Origin of the sequence: Streptomyces sp. HNM0645 (assembly GCF_030056615.1) — a bacterium.
Classification (GTDB): domain Bacteria; phylum Actinomycetota; class Actinomycetes; order Streptomycetales; family Streptomycetaceae; genus Streptomyces; species Streptomyces marianii.
Genome location: NZ_JASHLT010000001.1, coordinates 89,075 through 111,507, shown reverse-complemented (window position 1 = coordinate 111,507; position 22,433 = coordinate 89,075). Strand labels below are relative to the sequence as shown.

The following is a 22,433-nucleotide window of genomic DNA, read 5'->3' as shown; positions in this document are numbered from 1 at the left end:
AAGCCGCCGGCCCCGTCGTGGCCCAGGCCCTCGCCGTCCGTCGTGCGAGGACCTGGGCCACGGCGGGGCTCACGGTGCGCGCCCCGAACCGGACCGCCTCACGGCCTGATGTCATCGCAGGCGATCGGCAGATGACGGGGACCGCGCAGCACCGCGTTCCGGCGGTACTCGGGCGGGTCCTCCAGCAGCCGGGGGTTGACCAGCCTGCGGGCGAGCTCGCTCAGTGCGATCTGCGCCTCCTGCCGGGCGAGAGGCGCGCCGAAGCAGCTGTGGATGCCGCTGCCGAAGCCCAGGTGCTCGTTGTCCTTGCGGTCGGGGTCGAAGCGGTCGGGGTCCTCGAAGCGCAGCGGATCGCGGTTGCCCGCGGCCACCACCAGCCACAGTGAGGCGCCCTTGGGAATCGTGACCCCGCCGATCCCGATGTCCGCGAGGGTCGTGCGGTTCGGCACCAGCTGCACCGGCGGTTCGAAGCGCAGCAGTTCCTCCACGATCGGCACGGACAGGCCCGGGTCCTCCCGCAGCCGCTCGAGCACGTCCGGGTTGCGCAGCAGTGTCAGCATGCCGTTGGTGATCAGGTTCACCGTCGTCTCGTGACCGGCGACCAGCAGCAGCGCGGCGGTGCTGAGCAGTTCCATCGTCGTCATCGAACCGTCCGGCCCCTTGAAGGTGGACAGTTCGGAGAGCATGTCCTGCTGAGGGTTCTTGCGCCGTTCCTCGATCAGCCCGGCCAGGTACATGCCCAGCTCTGTTCGGGCCTTCTGGAAGACCTTGTTCCGCTCGGTGGGGTCCTCCCCCGGCATCGGGTCCAGGCTGGCCGCGAGCGTGTCGGCCCAGCTGTGGAAGCGCGACTCGTCCTCGGGCGGCACGCCGAGCAGCCGGCAGATCACGGTCACGGGGAAGGGATACGAGAACTGCTCGACCAGGTCGATCCGGTCCGTACTGCCGATGCCGCCGATGAGGTCCGAGACGATCCCGCCGAGTTCGCCGCGCATCTCGTGGACCCGGCGGGGCTCGTGGGGCGGCCCGAAGGAGGTGTTCGTCATACGGCGCAGCCGGTCGTGCTCCGGAGGGTCGAGCCGGATGAAGCTGGGCGGCAGGGCCGTGTCCTCCTCCTGCTGCTCCTGCAGGTCGATCCCGGCGGACTGGGTCAGGTTGCGGACGTCGGAGCTGACCCGGGGATCGTGCAGGAGGCTCACGACCTCGTGGTAGGTGCTCACGACGTACGCGTCGTCCTCGATGCGCACCGGCGTCTTCCGGAGTTCCGCGTACAGGGGGTACGGGTCGTGGCGGTTCTCGTAATCGAGGATCTGCCGCAGCAGGCTGCCTTGGGTCATGGCGGGGTCCTTGTGGTCGCTCGCGGCGTCAGTGCCGGCCGGGTGTGAAGGTCATGCGCCGGTCGGCCGGCGAATAGCCGCTGAGGGTGACGGTGGGGCCGTGGGTGGGCACCGACGGGTCGGGGAAGTCGGCCGGCACCGGACGCGCTCCCTCGGGGCGGCGGTCCACCGTCGTGAACGGCGGCGGGAACGGCGCCGTCGTCTCGATCAGATGCTCGTAGAACGGCAGCCAGCGCGCCTGGTCGAACGTGACTGCCCCGATGACGCGGTCCTGGTAGCCGTACACCCCGACGAACCTGCGCTCGGCCAGCGCCCCCTGGGAGATCAGGATCTCCGTACCCATGGACGGCACGCCCACCGACTTGATGTTCACGCCGAACTGGGAGGACCAGAAGGCCGGGACCCACATGTGGGGACGGCGGTCGACGCTGTCGCAGAGCATGTTGTGCGCCGCGGTCTCGGCCTGGGTGACGGCGTTGCCCCAGTGCTCCAGGGACAGGAACTGGTACCCGAACAGCGGGTGCGGCGACCGCGCCACGTCACCGGCGACGAAGATGTCGTCGGTGACGATGCCCCGGATGTCGAACGCCCGGCAGCCGGCGTCGCAGGCGATGCCCCGGGGGCCCGCTCCGAGCCCCGATCCGGCGAGCCACTCCGTGTTGCGCGTCGCGCCGAGGGAGACGACCACGACGTCGGTCTCGACGGAGGAGCCGTCGGAGAGATGGGCGGCACGCACCCGCCCCGCCGAGTCGCCCTCCAGCCCGGTCACCATCACACCCGTGCGCAGATCCACCCCGCTCTCGCGCTGGAGCTGTGCGGCCACCTCGCCCACGACCCCGCCGAGCGCGCCCACGAGGGGAGCGGCACCGCGTTCGGCGACGGTCACCGCGATCTCCCGCTCACGGCAGGCGGAGGCGATCTCCGAGCCGGTGAAACCCGCGCCGACGACGAAGACCCGGCGGGGCCCGTCCGCGAGCCGCTTCTGCAGCGCGGTCGCGTCGTCGCGGGTCCGCAGGACGAAGACCCCGTCGAGCTCGGCCTCGCGTTCGTGCGGCCACGGCCGCGCGCGGACCCCGGTGGCGATGAGCAGCCGGTCGTACTCCAGCTCCTCGCCGTCGGCCAGCCGTACGCGCTTGGCGGCCATGTCGAGTCCGGTGGCGGCGACTCCGAGCCGCCATTCGGCGTCGAGGGCCCGGCGCCGGGGCAGCGCGGTGTGGTCCGGCGTGGTCCTGCGGAGCAGAACGCCCTTGGACAGCGGGGGGCGGTCGTACGGCTCGTAGGGCTCGTCACCGACCATCGTCAGGGTGCCGGCGAAGCCCTCGTCCCGCAGGGTCTCGGCCGCCCGGAGCCCCGCGAGGGACGCCCCGACGACGACGATGCGCCCCTCGCGCTTGAGGCGTTCGAGGTATCCGTCAGCGGGCATCGGACGCCTCCCCTGCGGTCACGGCCTCGTCGGACCGGTCCAGGAGGATGGCCTGGACGGGGCAGGCCGTCACGGCCCGGACCACGTCGTCCCGCTGCCCCTCGTCAGGCCGGGGCTTGTACAGCAGCGCTTCCTCGCCGTGCATTTCGAAGACGTCCGGCGCGAGGAAGGCGCACTGCGCATACCCCTGGCACCGGTTGAGATCGACAACAACTCTCACCGCGGATCAGCCCTTCCCGTGCCTCGTCACTCCCCCGGACCCAGCATGCGAGGGCCGGAGCGGTCCCGCTTGCCGTGGCGGGCCGAACGAGTGAACCGGCGGAGGCGGACCGGGAGGAGGGCCCGGACGGGACCAGGTCACGCCGGCCCGGGCAGGCGGTCCCGGGGCAGCCGGGACGCGACGGGCAGCCGGGCAGCCGGCCCCGGAACGGCCGGACGCGACGGGGTCAGACCATGTCCGCCGGCTGCGGCCGGGATCTCATTCGGACCCGCAGCAGATGGACGCTGATCAGCACGGACCAGACCGGGAAGACCAGCTCCGTCCACGGGAAACCGGGTCCCGCGAACAGCAGCACCAGGCCGGCCGCGTACCCGATGACGACCATCGGGCGGGGGATCATGCCGAGCCGGCGGCCGATGGTCGAGGTCGCGAGGATGAAGACGGCGGCCATCCGCATCGAGTAGGTGGTCAGCAACGTGTAGGCGAAGTTGCGCCCGAAATCCGAGGGCTGCTGGTCTTCGAGGATGCTCCCCGCGGCGGACGCGGCCCCGAACATGGTCGCCACGAACACCAGCCCGCTGCCGAGGAACACCGTCGCGACGAACTTGTCCTCCCGCTCGCCGACCTGGGCCCGCAGCGCGCCCATGAACCACAGGAAGAAGATCCCGGCGAACGGGACCAGCTCCAGGGCCGTGCGCACGGCGCGCCGGCGGTCGGGGCTGAGGGCGTCGCCGCCCGTATCGGCGGTGCCCTCGGGGATCGCCAGCCGCATCAGCACGATCGCGGCGGCCAGCAGCACCGCGAACACGATCCCGGCCAGTCCCGCGGCGCGGGGGGTGCGCAGTCGCTCCCGGTTCGGCTCCATGGGCTGCTCGCTTTCTGTCCCTACCAGCAAGCAGCGGGAGGGCGGTGGTGCGCCACCGGGGCCGCCCGTGAGGGTGACCCCGGCGCCCGAGCCGGGGTCACCGGGAACGGCTCTACGGGGTGCCCGACGGGCGGACGACCATCGCCGAGCCCCCGCCCCGGCGTTCCTTCTCCGCCGCCGCCAGCCAGCGGCCGTCCGGCAGCCGCTGCACCCCGGTCGCGGCGCCGATCTCCGGGTTCTGGCGGAACGCGTGGCCCAGGGCCTGGAGCTCGGACCTGAGCGGGCTGTTCCACAGCCCCGGTTCGAGTTCGGTGGTGGTCTGGTTGCGCTGGCTGGCGCGCGGCGCGGCGATCGCGTCGACCAGGGGCAGGCCGCGGTCGACGACGCCGGTGAGCGTCTGCAGGACGGTGGTGATGATCGTCGCGCCGCCCGGGGAGCCGAGCGCCAGCACGGGACGGGCACGCTCGTCCAGGACGATCGTCGGGGACATCGAGGACCTCGGCCGCTTGCCGGGGCCCGGGAGGTTCGGGTCGTGGACGGCCGGGTCGGCGGGAGCGAAGGAGAAGTCCGTCAGCTCGTTGTTCAGGAGGAAGCCCCGGCCGGGCACGGTGATACCGCTGCCGCCGGTCGACTCGATCGTCAGGGTGTACGCGACGACGTTGCCCCACCTGTCGGCGACGGTGAGATGGGTCGTGTTCTCGCCCTCGTACGTCGTCGGCGCGGCCCTGCCCCCGGACGCGCACGGCCTCGGGCTGCGCGGGTCGCCGGGCGCGAGCGGGCTGCCGAGGACGGCGTCGTCGCGGATGAGGCAGGCCCGGCTGTCCGCGTACCGCTGGGAGAGCAGCTCGCGCACCGGGACGTCCTCGAACGCCGGGTCGCCGATCCAGCGCCCCCGGTCGGCGAAGGCGATCCGGCTCGACTCGATGAAGCGGTGCAGGTACTTCGCCTGGGACAGCCCGGAGAGGTCGGTGCCCTCCAGGATGTTCAGCGCCTCGCCGACGCCGGTGCCGCCTGACGACGACGGGGCCATGCCGTAGACGTCGAGCCCCCGGTACGACACCTTCGTCGGGTGCCGGCGCACCGTCTCGTACGAGGCGAGGTCGCGCAGCGTCAGGTCGCCGGGGCGTACGACGCGGGTGGCGCCCTCGCGGAGCTCCGGGGCGCGCACGGTGCCGACGATGTCGCGGGCCATGGCGCCCCGGTACAGCACTCCGCTGCCCTTGCGTCCGATCTCGGCGTAGGTGCGGGCGAGATCGGGGTTCTTGAAGACCGAGCCGGGCTCCGGCAGCCGGCCGCCGGGAAGGAACAGCCGGGCGCTGGCCGGGAAGTCCCGGAACCGGGCTTCGTTCGCCCGGGTCTGGCTGCGGAAGGTCTCGTCGACGGTGAAGCCGTTCCTCGCCAGCCGCTCCGCGGGCTTCAGCAACTGCGCGAGCGGGCGGCTGCCCCAGGCGGCGAGTGCCGCGTCCCAGGTCGCGAGGGTGCCGGGGGTGCCGACGCCCAGACCGCTGGTGACGCCCTCCTCGAACGGGATGGGCTTGCCGTCCTCCTGGAACAGCGTGGCGTCCGCCGAGCGGGGCGCCGTCTCACGCCCGTCGATGGTGTGGACCCTGCGCTGCTTCGCGTCGTAGTGGACGAAGAAGCCGCCACCGCCGATGCCGGCCGAGTACGGCTCGGTGACCCCGAGCGCCGCGGCCGTGGCGACGGCCGCGTCCACGGCGTTCCCGCCGCGCCTCAGCACCTCGACACCCACCGCGGAGGCGTCCGCGTCGACGCTCGCGACCGCGCCCCCGTACCCGGCGGCCACGGGCTCCTTCACCGGCGTGGGCGCCCGGTCCGGTGCCTGCTGCGTCGGCGGTGCGGCCGCACCGGCCGTGAGTACGGCCAGGGCGACGGTGACGGTGACGGCGACCGGAGCGTGACGGACGACTCTGCGACGCATGCGTACCTCCATCCGGCGAACGTCCGCGCAGCGTAACGTCACCGCGCGGTCGCCGTCAGGAACACATCAGGACCACATAGGGACTGCTTCGGACCACTTCGAACATTGTTCCGCCCGGGCCGCTAGCATGCGCGCCCATGAATGAAGACCTCCGCAACATCGTGCTCGGTGTCGTGGCCGCCGGTGTCAGCGCCTTCCTCGGCTGGACGGTCCGGACCTACCTGTGGCGCCGCAAGCTCCGCCGCAAGCAGGCCTTCTTCGGTCTCCCCGGGAACTCCGAGTGCCTGCTCGTGGTCAACCGCGACGCCGGCGCCGACGGCGCCGTGCACCGCTTCGACGTGTTCGCGCTGCTGGAGCTCTCCGCGCTCATCAAGGACTGCGGGGCGAACGCGCGGATACTCCAGCACGACGTCGCCCAGCAGGGCTTCGGCGAGCGCACCGAGTTCTGCGTCGGCGGGCCGGGCTCCAACCGCCGGATGGCCGCCCATCTGAGCAGTCTGCTGCCCGGGGTGAAGGTCAACACGGACGTGGAGGCGGGTCCGGAACGGGGTGCCTTCCAGATCGGTTCCGAGCGCTACCGGCTGGATGCGGGCACCACCGAGTACGTGCTCCTCGCCCGGCTGACCGCGGGTGAGGGCGGCCGGCCGGTGTTCCTCTTCTGCGGCCAGCGCGCCATCACCAACCAGGCGGCGACCCGCTATCTGGCCCGCCACCACGAGAAGCTCGCCCGCAAGCACGGCTCGAACTCCTTCGTCCTGCTGCTGAAGGTCGTCAACACCCACGCGTACGGCCCGGATGTCGTCGAGCTGGTCGCCGACGTGACCCGTGCGGCCCAGTCCCCGGCCCCGGCGGCCGCGCCGGACCCGACTCCGGCGCCTTCGCCGTCGCGCAAGTCCCACCGGGCGAAGAGCTAGTGCTGTGGCCGGAGAGGTTCGCCGGGAAGCTCGCGGCGTACGGTGCGGTGCATCGCAAGGCGGAGGATCGCCCTCGTACCGGGCGTACTCGGGCGACTCCGACAACGCCGCGAGGTGCCGTGCCGGGCGTCGCGAGCCGGTGAACCCTTCCGGTCACAGCACTAGCCCGCCAGGGTCTGCCCGCAGGGGCGCACGTCGCCCGGCGCGGTACCGGCGAGCGCCGCGGTCCGGCGCGAGCGGAGGTGCCGGGCCCCGAGTCACCCGTGCGCACCCCCCAGGGCCAGCGGCAGCGACTTCAGCCCGTTGATGAAGTTGGACACCAGCCGCCGGGGCTCCCCGGCCGGGGTGCAGAACGGCAGCAGGGCCCTCGCCTCCTCGTGCAGCACCCGGAGCTGGAGGCGCGCGAAGTGGGCGCCGAGGCAGATGTGCGGGCCGTCACCGAAGGAGACGTGGGGGTTGGGGGTGCGGGTCAGGTCAAGGCGGTGGGGGGCGTCGAAGACGCGGTCGTCGTAGTTGGCCGAGGCGTGGAGGACGACGACCTTGTCGCCGGCGCGGACGTCCCGGCCGGCGAGGGTCGTGTCGTGGGTCGCCGTGCGGCGGAACGAGAGTACGGGCGGGTGCCAGCGCAGCAGTTCCTCGACCGCGGTGTCCGGTGCCGCCTCGCCGGAGCGGAGGCGCCGCTGCTGGTCCGGGTGTTCGGCGAGGGCGAGGAACCCGCCGGGCGCGGCACTGCGGACGGTGTCGTTGCCCGCGACGGTCAGGAGGAAGAAGAACATCTCCAGCTCGCCGCCGTGGAGTCCGCCGGCGGCGAGCGCGGTCATGACGTCGTCGCCGGGGTGGCGGCGCTTGTACGCCGCGAGTTCGCGGGCGTAGTCGAACATCTCCTGGAGCATCGCGGGCGAGCGCGGGTTGACGGGTCTGCCGTCCGCGTCGAGCACGGGCGGCTCGTCCGGGTCCTGGTAGCCGATGACACGCTCCGTCCACGTCAGCAGCAGCCCCCGGTCGCCCTCCGGGACGCCCAGCAGATCCGCGAGGTTGAGGAGGGCGTAGTCGTCGGTGACGGCGGTGACGATGTCGACGACGGGCCCTGCCGCGCGGGCCGCGCCGAGCAGTTCCCGGGCCCGGGTGCGGGCGGCGGAGGTGAAGCGGTCGACCCGGCCGGGGGTGAAGGCCCGGCTGACGAGCCGCCGCAGCCGCCCGTGGTCGGGACGGCCCTCCCCCGCCGCTCCGGCGACCGGCCCCGGTCCTGCCGTGCGCCGGGGGCACGGGTCCTGGTTGAGCATCATGCGGCGGATGGAGGGCAGGTCGGCCGGGTCGGGGTCGCGGATCTGGGTGGCGCCGGTCCAGGACGAGTACGTCCGCGGCTCCTTGAGGACGTGCACGACGTCGGCGTGCCGGGCGACGGCCCAGAAGCCGGGCCCCGGGGGCCAGCCCAGTACCCCGTACTCGTCCTGCCAGGAGACGGGGTGCCGGTCGCGCAGCTCGCGGAAGGCCGCGTGCGGCAGCCCCGAGGCGTACAGGCGCGGGTCGAAGACGTCCGGGACGGGCGCGGAGCTCATACGTCGGCCCGGAGGAAGTCCTCGACGATCCGGATCAGCTGCAGCGGCGTCTCGTCCATGGCGTAGTGCCCGGCATGGGCCAGTTCGGCGAGTTCGCCCTGCGGGTACGAGCGCATCCAGGTGTCCCGCATCAGCCGGGCGTTGACGGCCGGGTCGAGGGCGCCGGTGACGGCGAGCGCGGGGACGGCGGAACCGTCCACCTCGGTGTGGAAGTCCTCGACGGCCCATGAGTCCAGCCAGGCGCGGACGGCCTTGGGGTCGCTGCGCTCCACGGATCGGCGGACCATGCGGTCCAGCCAGGCGGCGGGCCGCACCGAGCCGGTGGTGAGGTCGATGATGACCCGGCGGTTCTCCGGGCGTTCGGCGGCGTCGGCGAAGAGCCCCCACTGCTCCGGCGGCATCGGCAGCCCGTTGGCCGGGACCGGGGAGATGCCGACGATCCGCCGTGCCCGGTCCGGCGCGAGGGCGGCGGCGCGCTGCGCCACGGCCCCGCCCATGGAGTGCCCGACGAGCGAGAAGCGGTCCCAGCCGAGGCGTCCGGCGAGAGCGAGGACGTCGGCGGCGCCCTCGGTCGTGCTGTAACCCCCCGGTGTGCCCATGGCCTCGCCGTAGCCGCGCAGATCGACGAACGCGTAGGTGAACGACTCCAGGTCCAGGTCGGGGCGAACGGTGGCGTAGGCGTCGCGGTCCGCGAGCCAGCCGTGGACGGCGACGACCCGGTGCGGGCCGTCGCCGAGGAGCGTGTGCGGGAGCACGAAGGGTGTCAAGGCTTCTCCGTTCGCGGGCAGCGGGTGAGCGCGGGCCGTACGCGACCACGGTGTACCGGTGCGCGGTGCGCCGCCAGGGTGCAGAACCGGCGCACTGTCGGACATGTCACACCCAGGGGGGACGGAAATTCCCGGTATGTACGCAACCGGCGCTCCCGCTCGTTGCTCTCTACCGGGGAGAAGATCGTCACGGAGGTCACCGAGTTGAGCCGCAGCCGCGTCCACACGTACCCGAGCGCCCCGCCCGCCCGGCCACGCCACCGCCGGGGCCGGCGGGCCGCCGCAACCGCCGGAGCGGTGGCCCTGGCGGTGGCGGTGGCGGGGTGTTCGGGCTCCGCCCCGGAGGACCCGGGAGCGGACGGCAAGGGTCAGTCGCGGACGAGTATCACGGTGAGCCTGCGGGGCAAGCAGGCCAAGGCCGGTGAACCCGTGCGGGTGACCCTGGAGTCGGGGCGGCTGGACCAGGTGACCGTCATCGGTTCCGGCGGCGAGAAGCTGGACGGAACGGTCTCCGCCGACGGGCGGAGCTGGACCTCGTCCCGGGTCGCCGCACCGGGCACGGCGTACGCGGTCGAGGCGCGGGACGACGAAGGCGGCACGGCCCGGGCGGAGTTCGCCACGGCCGCCGCGGAGAAGGTCAACAAGCTGGCGCTGGTACCCGGCAGGGACTCCACCGTGGGCATCGCCCAGCCGCTGTCGATCGTCTTCGACCACCCGGTGCGGAACAAGGCAGCCGTGGAGCGGCAGCTCAAGGTCACCACGTCGGACGACACCCAGGGCTCGTGGGGCTGGATGCGGGACTGGTCGGGCAAGGACCGGGTGGACTGGCGGCCCAGGGAGTACTGGAAGCCGGGGACGAAGGTGACGCTCGACGCCCGGCTGAACGGTGTCGACTCGGGCACGGACGGCGGCTGGTTCGTCCGCGACTACCGGACCGGCTTCACCGTGGGCAGTCAGCAGGTGGTGAAGGTCGACCTCGACAACCACCGGCTGCGACTCTACCGGGACGGGGTCCGGGTCAAGGACGTGCCCATGTCCGCGGGTACACCGGGCGGCGAGAAGGCCTCGTGGCGCGGCACGGCGGTGCTGATGGCCAAGGAGGGCACGATCAACATGCGTTCGGAGACGGTCGGCCTCGGTGACGCCTACGACAAGATGGTCGACTACTCGATGCGGCTGACCTGGTCGGGGATGTACGCGCACGCCGCCCCCTGGAACGCCGCCCACTTCGGGAGCGCCAACCGGAGTTCGGGCTGTGTGGGCATGAGCGACGCGGACGCCGCCTCGGTCTACGCGGAGGTCCGGGTCGGTGACCCGTTCGAGATCACCGGCGGCGACGCCAAGGGCACCGTGGCGGTCAACAACGGCTACGGCGCGTGGAATCTCGACTGGACGGAGTGGCGGGCGAAGAGCGCCCTGCGCTGAAAAGGCGTCAACGCACGTTTCCGACCACGAACGCCGGTCGATGTCATGTCCAACAATCGTTACGCTCGCGTAACTTACCGGCTGGTTACCAGAGGTAAGGGCGAGAGGTTACCGTCGGGTCACTTCAGGCTGGCACGAGTAGGCCGGCACGATTCAGGAGTGAGCGATGGGACACCCCCACAAAGCCCTGCGCACCTCGACGACCGGCGCCGTCTCGGCGGCGCTGCTGGCCGGGACCGCCTTCGGGCTCGCCCCGGCCGCTCCCGCGGCGGCCGCCGACGCCTCGGCCGCACCGGGTGTGCGGTTCGTCGACATCCACGGTGACGGCGGCACCGTCCTCAAGGCCAATGTCGTCACCCCGGCCGGCGCCGGCGGCTCGCGCACGTACCCGGTGGTCGTCCTCCCCACCAGCTGGGCCACACCCCAGGCCGAGTACCTCGCGCAGGCCGCGAAGCTCGCCGGCTCCGGCTATGTCGTGGTCACCTACAACGTCCGCGGCTTCTGGCAGTCCGGCGGGAACATCGAGGTGGCGGGCCCGCCGGACATCGCCGACGCACGCAAGGTGATCGACTGGGCGCTCGCCAACACCCCGGCCGACCCGTCCAGGGTGGGCATGGCGGGCATGTCGTACGCGGCCGGCATCAGCCTCCTCGCCGCCGCCCACGACGACCGGATCAAAGCCGTGGCGGCACTCAGCGGCTGGGCCGACCTCAACGACTCCATCTACAGCGGCCGCACCCAGCACCTCCAGGCCACCGGGCTGCTCATCGGCGCCGGCTACCTCACGGGCCGCCCCAGCCCCGAGCTCCGGCAGTTCACCAAGGACTTCCTCGGCTCGAACCTGGACAAGGAGGACGCGATGATCGCGTGGGGGGAGAAGCGCTCCCCCTCCGCCTACATCGACCGGATCAACCGGAACGGCGCTGCCGTCATGCTGGGCAACGCCTGGGGCGACACCGTCTTCCCGCCGAACCAGTACGCCGAGTTCTACGAGCGGTTGACCGTGCCCAAGCGGCTGGAGTTCCGCCCCGGCGACCACGCGACCGCCGAGGCGACAGGGCTGCTCGGCCTGCCCAACGACACCTGGACCAGCACCCGCCGCTGGCTCGACCACCACCTCAAGGGCGTGGACAACGGGGTGGACCGCGAGCCGCCCGTGCGCATCAAGTCGCGCTCCGGCGGGGCCTACGAGACCTACCCGGACTGGAAGTCGGTGGGCGCCGACACCCGCAAGATCACCCTGGGCGGCACGAAGAGGATCCGCGCGAACATCGACTCGGGCGCCAACGGCGGCATCGTGATGCTCTCCGGCACCTTGGACCAGTTCCTGAAACTGCCCCCGGTCGCCTCGATCCCGCTGCTCCCCCGGCGCTTCGCCGCGGTCTGGCAGTCGGAGCGCCACCGTTCCCCGCAGCGGGTCAGGGGTACGGCGAAGCTCCACACCACGGTCACCAGCACCAAGGAGAGCGGCACCCTCGTCGCATACCTCTACGACGTGGGGCCGCTCGGCCTCGGCAAGCTGGTCAGCCATGCGCCGTACACGTTCCACGACCGGACGCCGGGAAAGCCGTTCCCCGTAGACCTGGAGCTGTTCTCCACCGCCTACGACGTCCCGGCCGGCCACCGTCTGGCCCTGGTCGTCGACACAGTCGACCCGCTCTACATCGAGCACAACCCGTCCGGCGCGCAGCTGACCTTCTCCTCGCCCGCGACCGACCCCTCGTACGTGTCGGTCCCGTTGCGCGAGCAGTGATCTCCGGCCGACGCCGAGCCGGGCACGGCCCTACGAGCTACTGCCCGGTTCCGGGGAACGCGCCTCGCACACGCGGTCCTTGTCGACGTCACTCAACTCGATCAGCAGATCGACGGCCATACGCTGCTCTGCCCCAATCTCGGAGGTGTCGAGGTCAGCGCAAACTATCCAGCCCGGCAAGGCACTTCCCGCCCCGACACGCACCGAGTAGGACATAAGCGGTAATAGCCATCTAAAGGGACGGGAGTCGGGGTCAGGCCTCGGCAGCCTCCGCGTACACCTGGGACAGCTCGGGCGAGCCGTTCACCGCCCAGTCGAGTCCCGCCTCCACCACATTGACCTCACGCCCCGAGGCGAGCCGCACGACGGGGTGACCGCCCGGCCAGACGTGCCAGGCGGCACCCCGCACCGTGCGGACGATCACGGTGCCCAGATACAGCCCCGCGTCGTTCCCCAACCAGGGCAGTTCCTCCGGGTCGTCCCGCCAGCGCGGGGGCAACTGGTCGAGCGCCTCCAACGAGGCAGGGGTGTCATCCAGATCGAGCCCCTGCTGCCCCACCCGCGCCCGCAGCAGCTCGCACTCGGACAGCAGCTCCGCCACACCCTCCGGATCGCCCCCGACGGTGGACGCCAGCGGCTGGCTCCGTGCGCTGTCGTGCCGTTTGCGCCAGTTGTCCAAGAAAGGGATGTTCATATCGATCAGCCTCGCATTCCCGTGGACGGGCGCACCACTGGGCGCGCGGGCACCGGCCGGAGAGCGCGGCCCGGGGGCCGGGGATCAGGTCAGAGATCGAGGTCGACCACGACGGGGGCATGGTCCGAGGCACCCTTGCCCTTGCGCTCCTCTCGGTCGACGTAGCCGTCCTTGACGGCCTGGGCGAACGGCTCGTTGCCGTACACCAGGTCGATGCGCATCCCCCGGTTCTTGGGGAAGCACAGCTGACGGTAGTCCCAGTACGTGAACGGGCGGTCGTACTTCAGCGGGCGCGGCACCACGTCGGCGAGGCCCGCCTCGCGCAGACCGGCCAGGGCGGCGCGCTCCGGCTCGGTCACATGGGTCATCCCCTCGAAGAAGGCCGGATCCCACACGTCGTCGTCGGTCGGCGCGATGTTGTAGTCGCCGAGCACCGCGAACGGGCGGCCCCCCGCCGCGTCCTCCGCGACCGCGGCCTTCAGCGCCTCCAGCCAGGCCAGCTTGTACGCGTAGTGCTCATGGGTGACCTCCCGGCCGTTCGGCACGTACACCGACCAGACGCGGACCGGGCCGCAGGTGGCGCTCAGCGCGCGCGGCTCCTGCACGCCGCCGTACTCAGGGCCACCGGGAAGACCCTTCACGACGTCGTCCAGGCCCACCCGGGAAACCACCGCCACGCCGTTCCACCTGCCGTCGGCGTTGACCGCGGACTCGTAGCCGAGCTCCTTCAGGGCGTCCACGGGGAACTGCTCGGCGGTGCACTTGGTCTCCTGGATGCACAGCACGTCCGTGCCGCTGCTCTCCAGCCAGGCGAGCAACCGCGGGAGCCGGGCGGTGATCGAATTGACGTTGAAGGTGGCGATGCGCATGCCGCCAAGCGTAACCGCGGGGTCGGACAGTCACGGGCGGACCGGAGCACCCGCTTGGGCCGGCCGGAGCGGGCCGCGGTCCCGGCCGCGGTAGGCCGTGGCCGGGCGGGGGACGCCGGCGGCAGCGGGGCGGGGGCCCGTCGGCCGTCCGGCGGGGGACGGGGTCGCCCTCAGAGCTCGGTGGACTCCCCCGAGGCGAGCCGGCGGTGTTCGGCGCCGCCCAGGTTCCCGATGTGGGCGTCGTAGAGGGGGCGGGCGAGATCGGTGAGCAGGGCGTCGTGGATGTCGATCGCCCGGTGCGGCTTGACCTCGCGTACGTACTCGATGACCTCCGCGACCTTGTTCCACGGGGCCATCACGGGGAGCATCAGCGTCTCCACCTGCTCGCCGGGGACAGTGAGGGCGTCGCCCGGGTGGAAGACCGATCCGTCCACGAGGAAGCCGACATTGGTGACCCTCGGCAGGTCCGGGTGGATCACGGCGTGCAGCTCGCCGTGCACCTGCACGTCGAAGCCGGCCGCGGTGAAGGCGTCGCCGTCTCCGACGGTGTGCACCCGGCCGGGGAAGCCGCCCGACAGCTGCTCGGCGACGCTGCGGAGGGTCCACACCTCGGCGGCGGGGTCGGCGTCGAGCGCGACGCGGAGCCGTTCCTCACTGAAGTGGTCCGGGTGCTCGTGCGTGACGAGCAGCGCGTCGGCCCCGGCGGCCGCGTCGGCCTCGCTGAAGACGCCGGGATCGACGACGAGGGTCCGGCCGGCCTTCTCCAGGCGGATGCAGGCGTGCGACTTCTTGGTGAGCTTCACGGGGATGACCTTCCTCTCGCATCCGGGCCCCGCACGACGCGGCGCGCCCCGTCCCCGAACAGATCTTTCCCCGCCCGGCCCCTTCCCGAACGAGGGGCACCCGCCCCCGGACCGCCCCGGGGGCAGGGGAGGGCGCGGCGTGCACCGCGTCCTCAGTCGCGGGGGGTCGTCTCCTCGCGGATCACCGACTGGGCGACCCGGAAGGCGGCGTTCGCCGCCGGAACGCCGCAGTAGACGCCCGCGTGGATGAGGACCTCCCGGATCTCCGTGGGGGTGAGTCCGTTGCGGAGGGCGGCCCGGGTGTGGAAGGCCAGTTCGTCCAGGTGACCGCCCGCGACCAGGGCCGTGAGGGTGACCGCGCTGCGGGTCCTGCGGTCCAGCCCCTCCCGGGTCCATACCTCGCCCCACGCATAGCGCGTGATCAGCTCCTGGAAGTCGGCGGTGAACTCGTCCGCCGACGCAGTCGCCCAGTCGACATGCGCGTCGCCGAGCACCGCGCGCCGCACCTTCATCCCCGCCTCGTACGGGTCGGGCCGCACCGCGCCCGAGGGGTGCGGCTGCTCGGCGGCCGGGGCGATCTCTGCGACAGGGGCCACGGGCGCGGAGACGGACGGGACAGAGGCGACGGAGGGGACGGACTGCGGCGCGGGGATCGCGTGGAGAGTGTCCTGCCAGGCCAGGGAGAAGTGCCGCACCAGCAGGTCGGTCACCGCCGCCGGCTGCTCCACGGGCGCGAGGTGCGAGGCGCCGGGAACCAGGGCGAGCCGTGCGTCCGGTATCCCTGCGACCAGCGTGCGCGCCTCGGCGGGCCCGGTCAGCTGGTCGTCGGAGCCCACCAGGACCAGCGTCGGCACGCCGACCCGGCCCAGGTCGGCCCGTACGTCGAAGGCCGCCAGCGCCTCGCAGGCGGCGATGTAACAGCCGGGGTCGGTGGTGCGCACCATCTGCACGGCCCACTCCACGATCGCCGGCTGCGCGGCCGCGAAGCCCGGGGTGAACCAGTGCTCGGGCGCAGTGCGCGCCATCGGGTCCAGACCGTTGGTACGAACGATCACCCCGCGCTGCCGGAACTCGTCCGCGGTGCCGAACCTCGGCGAGGAGGAGACCAGGGCGAGCGACGCGACCCGGTGCGGGACCCGCAGCGCCAGGTCGATGCCGACCGCGCCGCCGACGGAGCAGCCCGCGTAGCCGAAGCGCTGGACGCCGAGCTCGTCGAGCGTGGCGACGAGGCGGTCGGCGAGTTCGGTCACCGACCCGGCCGGGTGGGCGGGGGCGCCGCCGTGGCCGGGCAGGTCGAAGCGCAGTACCCGCCACTGCCGTGACAGTTCCGGCACCTGCCGGTCCCACATGTGCCATGTGGTACCCAGTGAGGGGCCCAGGATCAGGACAGGTGCGTCTTCTGGCCCGTCGAAGCGGTATTGCAGGGTGTTCGGTGGTGTCTCACTCACCCGTCAGACCCTCTCATCTCTCACGGGATCCCACATGGCCGGTCCCAACCTCGGGGCTCCTGCCCCTCCCACCACGACGGGCCCGGCACTGCCGGAGAATGCAGGTCTGCACGATCGTTCGAGGCCGGACCGTCCCAATCGCGTCCGGCAGACCCTTCAGTCCCTCACAGACGGGCACGAGGACGTCCTCGGCGCCACGGTTCATCAGCTCGGTGAAGACCTGGAGCCGGTGCTCGGCACCCTCGCCGCGGTTGTCTCCCCCGGTGGACCAGCCCGCGCCACGGCCTTCCGGAGGGACACGCACGATGACCGTCGCCGTCTGGGAGGCCATGCGGCGGCGCCCGTTGCGCTTCGCGCTGTCCGCCTGGCCGCTGCGCTCCTGGGCGTTCCTGCTGAGCGGCACCGTCCTGGGCTTCGTGGTGCTGCTGCTCTTCGCCGCCCTGCTCTTCGTCGGCGTGGGCCTTTCGGTGGTGGGCATCGGCCTCGTCGTCCTCATGGCCGGTGCCGTGTTCGGCGTTCCGGTCGCTGCCCTGGAGCGCCGCCGGCTACGGCTCGTCGAACCGGACCACCTCCTCGACCCGCACGGCTCCCTGCCCGGGACCGGTGCCCTGCCGTGGCTGCGCACCCGGCTGCGGGAGCGGGCGACCTGGCGGGAACTGGGGTACGCGCTGATCCTGGGGGTCGTCTTCACGGCCACGGGGATCGGCTTCATCGCCCTGCTGGGGCTGTCGATGATCCTGGCCGCGACGCCTGTCATCGTGTGGGCCATCGCTCCCGACACGGTGATGCTGGTGCCCGGGCAGCCGATCTCCGACCCGGCCGCGGCCCTGCCGGGCAGCGCCATGGGGCTGTTCGGGCTGCTGGTGTCGGCGTACGCGGGCGGGCTGCTGGCGGGCGCGCAGGTGCGGATCGCGCAGTTCCTGCTGTCGGCCCGTGATGAGGACCTCAGCAGCCGAGTCATCGAACTCACCCGGTCCCGGGCCCGGTTGGTCGACGCCTTCGAGGCGGAGCGGCGCCGTATCGAGCGCGATCTGCACGACGGCGCCCAACAGCAGCTGGTGGCGCTCACCATGACGCTGGGTCTGGCCGAACTCGAGCTGCGCGGCCAGGACTCGGCAGCCGCCCCGCTGATCGCGCGGGCCCGCTGCGAGGCCCGCCAGGCCCTGGGCCAACTGCGCTCCCTGGTGCGCGGCATCCACCCCCAGGTCCTCACCGACCACGGGCTGCCCGCGGCGGTCGCCGAACTCGCCCTGCGCAACCCGATCCCGGTGACCGTCGACATCGATCTACCGGACCGACTGCCGTCGGCGGTCGAGGCGACGGCGTACTTCACCATCACCGAGGCGCTGACGAACGCATCCAAGCACAGCGGCGCCGACGAGGTGGCCGTCATCGGCGGGCTCACGGACGACAAGCTGGTCCTGCTCATCACCGACAACGGGCACGGCGGAGCCGATCCCGCCGCCGGTGCCGGTCTGCAGGGATTGGCGGACCGCGTGGCCATTCTGAAAGGCAGGCTCATCGTGACCAGTCCCGTCGGCGGACCGACACAACTGCGCGTGGAGGTGCCGTGCTCCGCGTAGTGCTCGCCGAGGACGCCGTCCTGTTGCGCGCCGGTCTGGTGGAGCTGCTGTCCCGGACGGGCCACGAAGTGACCGCCGCCGTCGGCGATGCCGAGGAGCTGGCGCGCGCCGTGGACGCCGACCGGCCGGACGTGGTCATCACCGACGTCCGGATGCCGCCCGGCTTCCGCGACGAGGGACTGAAGGCGGCGCTGGAACTGCGCGGCCGGTACCCGGGCCTGCCGGTGCTGGTGCTGTCGCAGTACGTCGCCACGGCGTACGCGACCCAGCTCTTCAGCGGCGGTTCGTCGGCCGAGGGAGGGCTCGGGTACCTGCTGAAGGACCGGGTCGGCGAGGTCGCGGACTTCCTCGACGCGCTGGACCGGGTCGCCTGCGGGCAGACCGTCATCGACCCGGAGGTGGTCCGGGTACTGCTCCAGCAGCGGACGGCGGACGAGCCGCTGCAGCGGCTCACGCCCCGGGAGCGGGAGGTGCTCGCCTTGATGGCGGAGGGTCTCAACAACCAGGCCATCGCGCAGCGGCTGACCATCACGGAGGCGTCGGTGGTGAAGCACTCGAGCAACATCTTCATGAAGCTGGAACTCGACCCGGCCGAGGGCAACCGCCGTGTCCTCGCGGTCCTGGCACACCTCCGCCGCGAGACCCCACCGGCCTGACACCGCGGGCGGCTTCGGGGAGCCGCCGGCCGCCGGCGGTCCTCGCCCGTACCGTCGGCCGCCGTACGTCGGGGTGCCGTCAGCCTCCCCGCCTCGGGGTGACGGGCCGACGGTCCGCGTCCGGGGTGAGCAGCCGGGTCAGCCGTTCCGCCGACGCGTCCCAGGACCACTGCTCCGCCACCCGTGCGCGCCCCGCCCCGCCCATCGCCGCTGCCCGCTCCGGGTCGCGCAGGAATGCCGCCACGGCATGCGCCACGCCCCGCACGTCCGTGCCGTCGACCACCGTGCCCGTCACACCGTCGACGACCGTGTCCGGTGCACCGCCCGAGTCGCCGACGACGACGGGCAGGCCGCTGGCGGCCGCCTCCAGGAACACGATGCCCAGCCCCTCCGCCTCCAGCCCCGCCTTCCGCGTCCGGCAGGGCATGGCGAACACGTCGGCCGCCGCGTAGTAGGGCGCCGTCGAGGCGTGGGCGAGGCTGCCCGCGAACACCACGTGCCCGTCGGCGTACTTGCTCGCGAACGCGCGCAGCCGCGCCTCGTCCGGGCCGCCGCCCACGATCACCAGCACCGCGTCCGGCACGGTCCGCCGGATGTCCGGGAGCGCCCGGATCAGTGTGTCCTGTCCCTTGCGGGCGACCAGCCGCGAGACGCACAGGACGACCTTTCGGCCCACGATGCCGTGCCGTTCACGGATCTGCCTGGCCTGGTCGGGCTTGGGCCGGAACGCCGCCGCGTCCACGCCCGGCGCCAGCCGCACCAGCTCGGCGCGGGGCCCCAGCGCGGAGGCGATCCGGCGCCGGGTGTACTCGCCCAGGTACGTGACGACGTCGACGTGGTCACCGATGCGCCGCATGACCTGTCGGGCGCCCGGAGTGCGGGCCCACCAGATCTCGTGGCCGTGCGTGGTGGCGACCATGCGCCGTATCCCGCCACGTCGCAGAGCCGGCGCCATGGCGGCGAGCGGCGCGGCGGCTCCGAACCAGGCCCGGTCGCAGCCGTACCTGCGGGCTGTCGCGAGGGCGCGGCGGGTGACACGGGGCGTGGGCAGCAGCATGCGGCTGGGGTCCCGGATCACCGGGAAGGGCAGCGTGGCGTCGTATGCGGCGGCGCCCGGCTCGCTCGACGTGTAGACGACCACGTCGTCGCCGGGGACGCGGGTCGCCATGGCGTGGACGAACGTCTCGATGCCGCCCTGGCGGGGCGGGAAGTCGTTGGTGACGATCAGGGTGGTGCTCATGCGTGATCGCTGCCTTACGTAGGGAGGTGGTCAGGCGGTGAAGACGTAGTTGCGGCAGTCGTCGGTGATGCGCGACACGGGTGTCCAGCGGCCGCGCAGCCGGCGGTGGGCGCGGTAGCCGTAGTCCCGCAGGTGCCGCAGCACGTCGGCGGGGTGGGCGCCGTACTTCTCCAGGTGCCGGCGCTCGATCTCCAGGAGCAGTGTGGGGCGGTGGCGCCGCAGGGTGCCCGATCCGCCCCGGAGCACGGCGAGTTCGGCGCCCTCGACGTCGGCCTTGACGAAGGTGAGCCGCTCCGGGCCCGCCTCGTGGGCGAGTTGGTCGAGGGTGCGGACCGGGGCGTTCACACTGCGCGCGGTGCGGAACTCGGCGTTGGGGCCGGGGCCGTCGGCGCCGTCGGTGAGGTAGGCCCGCCCGTGCACCGGCAGTCCGCGCCGCATCGGCAGGCTCAGGGTCCCGTGCCCGGGCCGGGCGCCGAAGGCGGTGCGGTGCACGGTCACGTTGCGGGCGCCGAGGAGGCGTGCCGCGGCGCGCAGCCAGTGGTTGGGGCCGGGCAGCGGCTCCACGCTGTGAACGTGGCCGGTGGGTCCGGCGAGCGCGGACAGCACCCAGGTGTACAGCCCGTATTCGGCTCCTATGTCCACGCATGTAGCGCCCGGACGCACGAGGTCACGGAGGCCCGCGACCTCGTCCTCGACGAACGGGAACCGGTGAGCGCCCCAGCGCAGCGCGGTGGCCACCGCGTGCGTGCGCAGGGCGCTCACCGGGCACCTCCGACCGGAACCGGGCGGGGGTCCTCGGAGGTGCGTACGAGGCGGCTCCGCACGGGCACGGCCCGGGGGACGCCGCGGACCATTCGGGCCCACATGACGAGGAGGACCGGCAGGGCGAGGTAGCCGAACCGACCGGCGGGCGCCAGGAGGAAGGCCAGGCAGAGACCGAGGGCGAGCCGGTCGGCGGCCGAAACCAGATCGTGGGGCGGGCGTACGACGAGGGACACCGCGACGGCCGACCCGCCGGCCAGCAGCAGCGCCACCGTCGCGTACCAGCCGGCCGGACCGAGGTCGGCGAGCAGCCGGCCGGGCAGCGGGCTGGCGGCCGGGGTCTCCCAGTCGCTGAGGCCCATGGGGAAGGCGAACACCTGCTGGACCAGGGGCCCGGGCGACAGCAGCGCGCTCGGCAGGACGATGACCACGGTGCCCGCCACGGCAACGGCGGCGGCGCGTACGGCGGCCCGCAGACCCGCGCGGTGGGCGAGGAGCGACACGGCGACCGCGACATCGGGCCAGGCCGTCCATTTGAGGGAACAGGCGGCGGCGAGCGCGAGCCCGGCGGCGAGGGGGCGCCGCCGGGCCGCACACGCCAGCGCCAGACACAGCAGCCCGGTCAGCGGCAGGTCCACGCCGCTGACGCAGAGCGGCAGCGCCACGACCGGCGAGGCGACGAGCGCGCCGAGGGGCACCCCGCCTCCGACGGCCCGCCTTGTCGCGCGGCGCGCCCCCCACAGGCACCCGAGGAACGCCGCCGTGCACCAGAGCCGGGCGTCGCCGAGCAGTTGGGGCAGCCAGCCGCTGTCGCCGAGCACCGCCCGGGGCAGCCCGAACACCGCCGTCCCGGGCAGGTACGGGGTGACCTCGACCACCGTGCGGGGGTCGGCCAGGTACGGGGTGGCCTGATGCAACGTCAGCACCCCGGACCGCTCGATGACGCCGACCTCGCTCTGCGCCCCGCCGGTCACCAGCAGCACCAGCAGCGGTACGACCACGGCGCCGCCGACGGCGACCCAGACGGAAACGCTCCGCCCACGGGACCAGAGCGCGGCGCACGCGGCACAGAGGTAGCCGACACCCGCGATCGCCCCCCAGACCCGGTGCGGCTCGGGAGCCGCGAGGAGCGGGAACACGCCGGCCCACACGGCGGCCACGAGCCAGCAGCCGCACCACAACAGCCTGTGTTTCCAAAGGGGTTGAGCCTGGAAGGTAAGCACCCGTCCATCACATCGGGCCCCTGCCGCTGCGTCATGACGGCCAGGTCGAGACCTGATGGTCGGGTTTCCCCTACCGCTCGCCTGCGGGGCACCGGCCGGGACCCCGCAGTCCGCACACGGGCCCGGAGGGTTCACGGTGATCGCCGCGCCCCGGCAGGCTGGGCGCGGACAGCGGGGCGACCGGGTGGAGGCGGCGGGCCGGGGCCGCCGTTGCCCGGCCGGCAGGCTGCCCGGGCAACCGCCACGACCTGCGCCAGGACGTGGTGCGGGACGGTCCGAGGAGGGGAACGGACGCGTCGTCCGGACCGTCGATCCACTGCCGCGGGGCTTCGGGGGGGCGTCTGCGTGCGCTCGCTCACCCGCTCCACAGCAGTGAGCGGAACAGATAACTCCGGATCAGGGGGTCGCGGTCGAGACCACGAACACCATGGGTGCGGACGGATCGGTCAGATCCACGGCGATGTCCTGGCTGGGGCGCGGATCGCGCTGCTTGTGCGAGGTCCCGGCCCATGCGGCCTCGGACCGGAAGACCCAGCCGACGGTGTCCGCGTCGCGCTCGCCGATGGCGACCTCGCCGGTCTTCAGCCGCGCACGGCTGGTACCCACGTCGTTGAGGAACGCGTCGAGCCCGCCGGCGGTCGTACGGAACTTGACGTACAGCCGGCTCGACTTCCAGTTGCTGGTCTCGTAGTAGGCGACCTCGGTGGAGCGGGCCGGGATCGGCACCTCGAAGACGCGGCGCTTCATCTTGGACGGCCAGTTCTGGCGCAGCCCTGTCGCCGACGACTCGGCCTCCTTGTCCCGTCCGCTGTCCCTGCTCTGCTCCGCGGAGATCACCAGGTAGCCGGCGGGGATGCCGATGAGCAGCACGATGACGACCGCGGTCAGCACACGGCGCCAGATCATGTGCCGCCGGTCCTCGGGGGGACGCACGTTCTCGTCCACGGGCGGGGTCT

At 72.8% G+C, this 22,433-nt stretch carries 20 protein-coding genes and 1 pseudogene; 5 read left to right on the top strand and 16 right to left on the bottom strand.

From position 1 onward, the window contains the following. Nucleotides 1–98 precede the first annotated feature (98 nt). The 5 genes from QMZ92_RS00500 to ggt all read right to left on the bottom strand — a co-directional run bounded on the left by QMZ92_RS00500 (nucleotide 99) and on the right by ggt (nucleotide 5,781). Complete coding sequence (locus QMZ92_RS00500) at nucleotides 99–1,334, bottom strand: cytochrome P450 (protein WP_283295196.1); 1,236 nt, start codon at nucleotides 1,332–1,334, stop codon at nucleotides 99–101. Nucleotides 1,335–1,362: 28 nt separating this feature from the next. Further along, complete coding sequence (locus QMZ92_RS00495; RefSeq protein WP_283295195.1) at nucleotides 1,363–2,757, bottom strand: NAD(P)/FAD-dependent oxidoreductase; 1,395 nt, start codon at nucleotides 2,755–2,757, stop codon at nucleotides 1,363–1,365. Beyond that, the gene (locus QMZ92_RS00490) at nucleotides 2,747–2,977 is read right to left on the bottom strand and encodes a ferredoxin (protein ID WP_283295194.1); all 231 of its coding nucleotides are present in this window, start codon (nucleotides 2,975–2,977) and stop codon (nucleotides 2,747–2,749) included. Before QMZ92_RS00490 ends, QMZ92_RS00495 begins: the two co-directional genes overlap by 11 nt. A gap of 226 nt (nucleotides 2,978–3,203) precedes the next feature. After that, nucleotides 3,204–3,842, bottom strand: coding sequence for a hypothetical protein (locus QMZ92_RS00485; RefSeq protein ID WP_283295193.1), 639 nt, complete (start codon nucleotides 3,840–3,842; stop codon nucleotides 3,204–3,206). A 112-nt stretch (nucleotides 3,843–3,954) separates the two neighbouring features. Continuing rightward, complete coding sequence (gene ggt, locus QMZ92_RS00480; protein WP_283295192.1) at nucleotides 3,955–5,781, bottom strand: gamma-glutamyltransferase; 1,827 nt, start codon at nucleotides 5,779–5,781, stop codon at nucleotides 3,955–3,957. Nucleotides 5,782–5,918: 137 nt separating this feature from the next. Between ggt and QMZ92_RS00475 the strand changes: the two genes are divergently transcribed. After that, nucleotides 5,919–6,695 (top strand): hypothetical protein, encoded by a 777-nt coding sequence (locus QMZ92_RS00475; RefSeq protein WP_283295191.1) that lies wholly within the window; start codon nucleotides 5,919–5,921, stop codon nucleotides 6,693–6,695. 257 nt (nucleotides 6,696–6,952) lie between these two features. Here QMZ92_RS00475 and QMZ92_RS00470 read toward each other — a convergent pair whose 3' ends face one another. Both QMZ92_RS00470 and QMZ92_RS00465 read right to left on the bottom strand, forming a co-directional pair. Further along, nucleotides 6,953–8,254 carry a cytochrome P450 gene (locus QMZ92_RS00470; protein ID WP_283295190.1) on the bottom strand — a complete coding sequence of 434 codons (1,302 nt, stop codon included), beginning with the start codon at nucleotides 8,252–8,254 and terminating at the stop codon, nucleotides 6,953–6,955. Beyond that, the gene (locus QMZ92_RS00465) at nucleotides 8,251–9,021 is read right to left on the bottom strand and encodes an alpha/beta fold hydrolase (RefSeq protein ID WP_283295189.1); all 771 of its coding nucleotides are present in this window, start codon (nucleotides 9,019–9,021) and stop codon (nucleotides 8,251–8,253) included. The genes QMZ92_RS00470 and QMZ92_RS00465 overlap by 4 nt, the downstream gene beginning before the upstream one ends. A gap of 204 nt (nucleotides 9,022–9,225) precedes the next feature. On the opposite strand from QMZ92_RS00465, the gene QMZ92_RS00460 reads away from it, so the two are divergent. Continuing rightward, nucleotides 9,226–10,446 (top strand): L,D-transpeptidase, encoded by a 1,221-nt coding sequence (locus QMZ92_RS00460; protein WP_502961960.1) that lies wholly within the window; start codon nucleotides 9,226–9,228, stop codon nucleotides 10,444–10,446. 166 nt (nucleotides 10,447–10,612) lie between these two features. After that, nucleotides 10,613–12,199, top strand: a complete 1,587-nt coding sequence (locus tag QMZ92_RS00455) for a CocE/NonD family hydrolase (RefSeq protein WP_283295188.1) — start codon at nucleotides 10,613–10,615, stop codon at nucleotides 12,197–12,199. Nucleotides 12,200–12,452: 253 nt separating this feature from the next. Here QMZ92_RS00455 and QMZ92_RS00450 read toward each other — a convergent pair whose 3' ends face one another. The 5 genes and pseudogenes from QMZ92_RS00450 to QMZ92_RS00430 form a co-directional block, all read right to left on the bottom strand. Then, complete coding sequence (locus QMZ92_RS00450; RefSeq protein ID WP_283295187.1) at nucleotides 12,453–12,893, bottom strand: DUF6278 family protein; 441 nt, start codon at nucleotides 12,891–12,893, stop codon at nucleotides 12,453–12,455. A gap of 89 nt (nucleotides 12,894–12,982) precedes the next feature. Next, nucleotides 12,983–13,762, bottom strand: a complete 780-nt coding sequence (locus tag QMZ92_RS00445) for an exodeoxyribonuclease III (protein WP_283295186.1) — start codon at nucleotides 13,760–13,762, stop codon at nucleotides 12,983–12,985. A 170-nt stretch (nucleotides 13,763–13,932) separates the two neighbouring features. After that, nucleotides 13,933–14,565, bottom strand: a complete 633-nt coding sequence (locus QMZ92_RS00440; protein WP_283295185.1) for an MBL fold metallo-hydrolase — start codon at nucleotides 14,563–14,565, stop codon at nucleotides 13,933–13,935. A 152-nt stretch (nucleotides 14,566–14,717) separates the two neighbouring features. Continuing rightward, entirely contained in the window at nucleotides 14,718–16,013 is a 1,296-nt protein-coding gene (pcaDC, locus tag QMZ92_RS00435; protein ID WP_283295184.1) for a bifunctional 3-oxoadipate enol-lactonase/4-carboxymuconolactone decarboxylase PcaDC, read from the bottom strand. An 82-nt stretch (nucleotides 16,014–16,095) separates the two neighbouring features. Continuing rightward, nucleotides 16,096–16,263: pseudogene (locus QMZ92_RS00430) on the bottom strand (transposase); the annotation flags it as partial. Nucleotides 16,264–16,318: 55 nt separating this feature from the next. On the opposite strand from QMZ92_RS00430, the gene QMZ92_RS00425 reads away from it, so the two are divergent. Both QMZ92_RS00425 and QMZ92_RS00420 read left to right on the top strand, forming a co-directional pair. Beyond that, a complete protein-coding gene (locus QMZ92_RS00425; RefSeq protein ID WP_283295183.1) occupies nucleotides 16,319–17,596 on the top strand; it encodes a sensor histidine kinase in 1,278 nt (425 codons plus the stop codon). After that, nucleotides 17,584–18,252, top strand: a complete 669-nt coding sequence (locus tag QMZ92_RS00420; RefSeq protein WP_283295182.1) for a LuxR C-terminal-related transcriptional regulator — start codon at nucleotides 17,584–17,586, stop codon at nucleotides 18,250–18,252. Before QMZ92_RS00425 ends, QMZ92_RS00420 begins: the two co-directional genes overlap by 13 nt. A 79-nt stretch (nucleotides 18,253–18,331) precedes the next feature. Here QMZ92_RS00420 and QMZ92_RS00415 read toward each other — a convergent pair whose 3' ends face one another. The 4 genes from QMZ92_RS00415 to QMZ92_RS00400 form a co-directional block, all read right to left on the bottom strand. Beyond that, nucleotides 18,332–19,492 (bottom strand): glycosyltransferase family 4 protein, encoded by a 1,161-nt coding sequence (locus tag QMZ92_RS00415; protein WP_283295181.1) that lies wholly within the window; start codon nucleotides 19,490–19,492, stop codon nucleotides 18,332–18,334. Between the two features lie 30 nt (nucleotides 19,493–19,522). Next, the gene (locus tag QMZ92_RS00410) at nucleotides 19,523–20,254 is read right to left on the bottom strand and encodes an FkbM family methyltransferase (RefSeq protein WP_283295180.1); all 732 of its coding nucleotides are present in this window, start codon (nucleotides 20,252–20,254) and stop codon (nucleotides 19,523–19,525) included. Continuing rightward, nucleotides 20,251–21,414, bottom strand: coding sequence for a glycosyltransferase 87 family protein (locus QMZ92_RS00405; RefSeq protein WP_283295179.1), 1,164 nt, complete (start codon nucleotides 21,412–21,414; stop codon nucleotides 20,251–20,253). The genes QMZ92_RS00410 and QMZ92_RS00405 overlap by 4 nt, the downstream gene beginning before the upstream one ends. Before the next feature lie 459 nt (nucleotides 21,415–21,873). Next, nucleotides 21,874–22,383: a hypothetical protein gene (locus QMZ92_RS00400; protein ID WP_283295313.1), complete on the bottom strand. Its 510-nt coding sequence runs from the start codon at nucleotides 22,381–22,383 to the stop codon at nucleotides 21,874–21,876. Nucleotides 22,384–22,433: the final 50 nt, after the last annotated feature.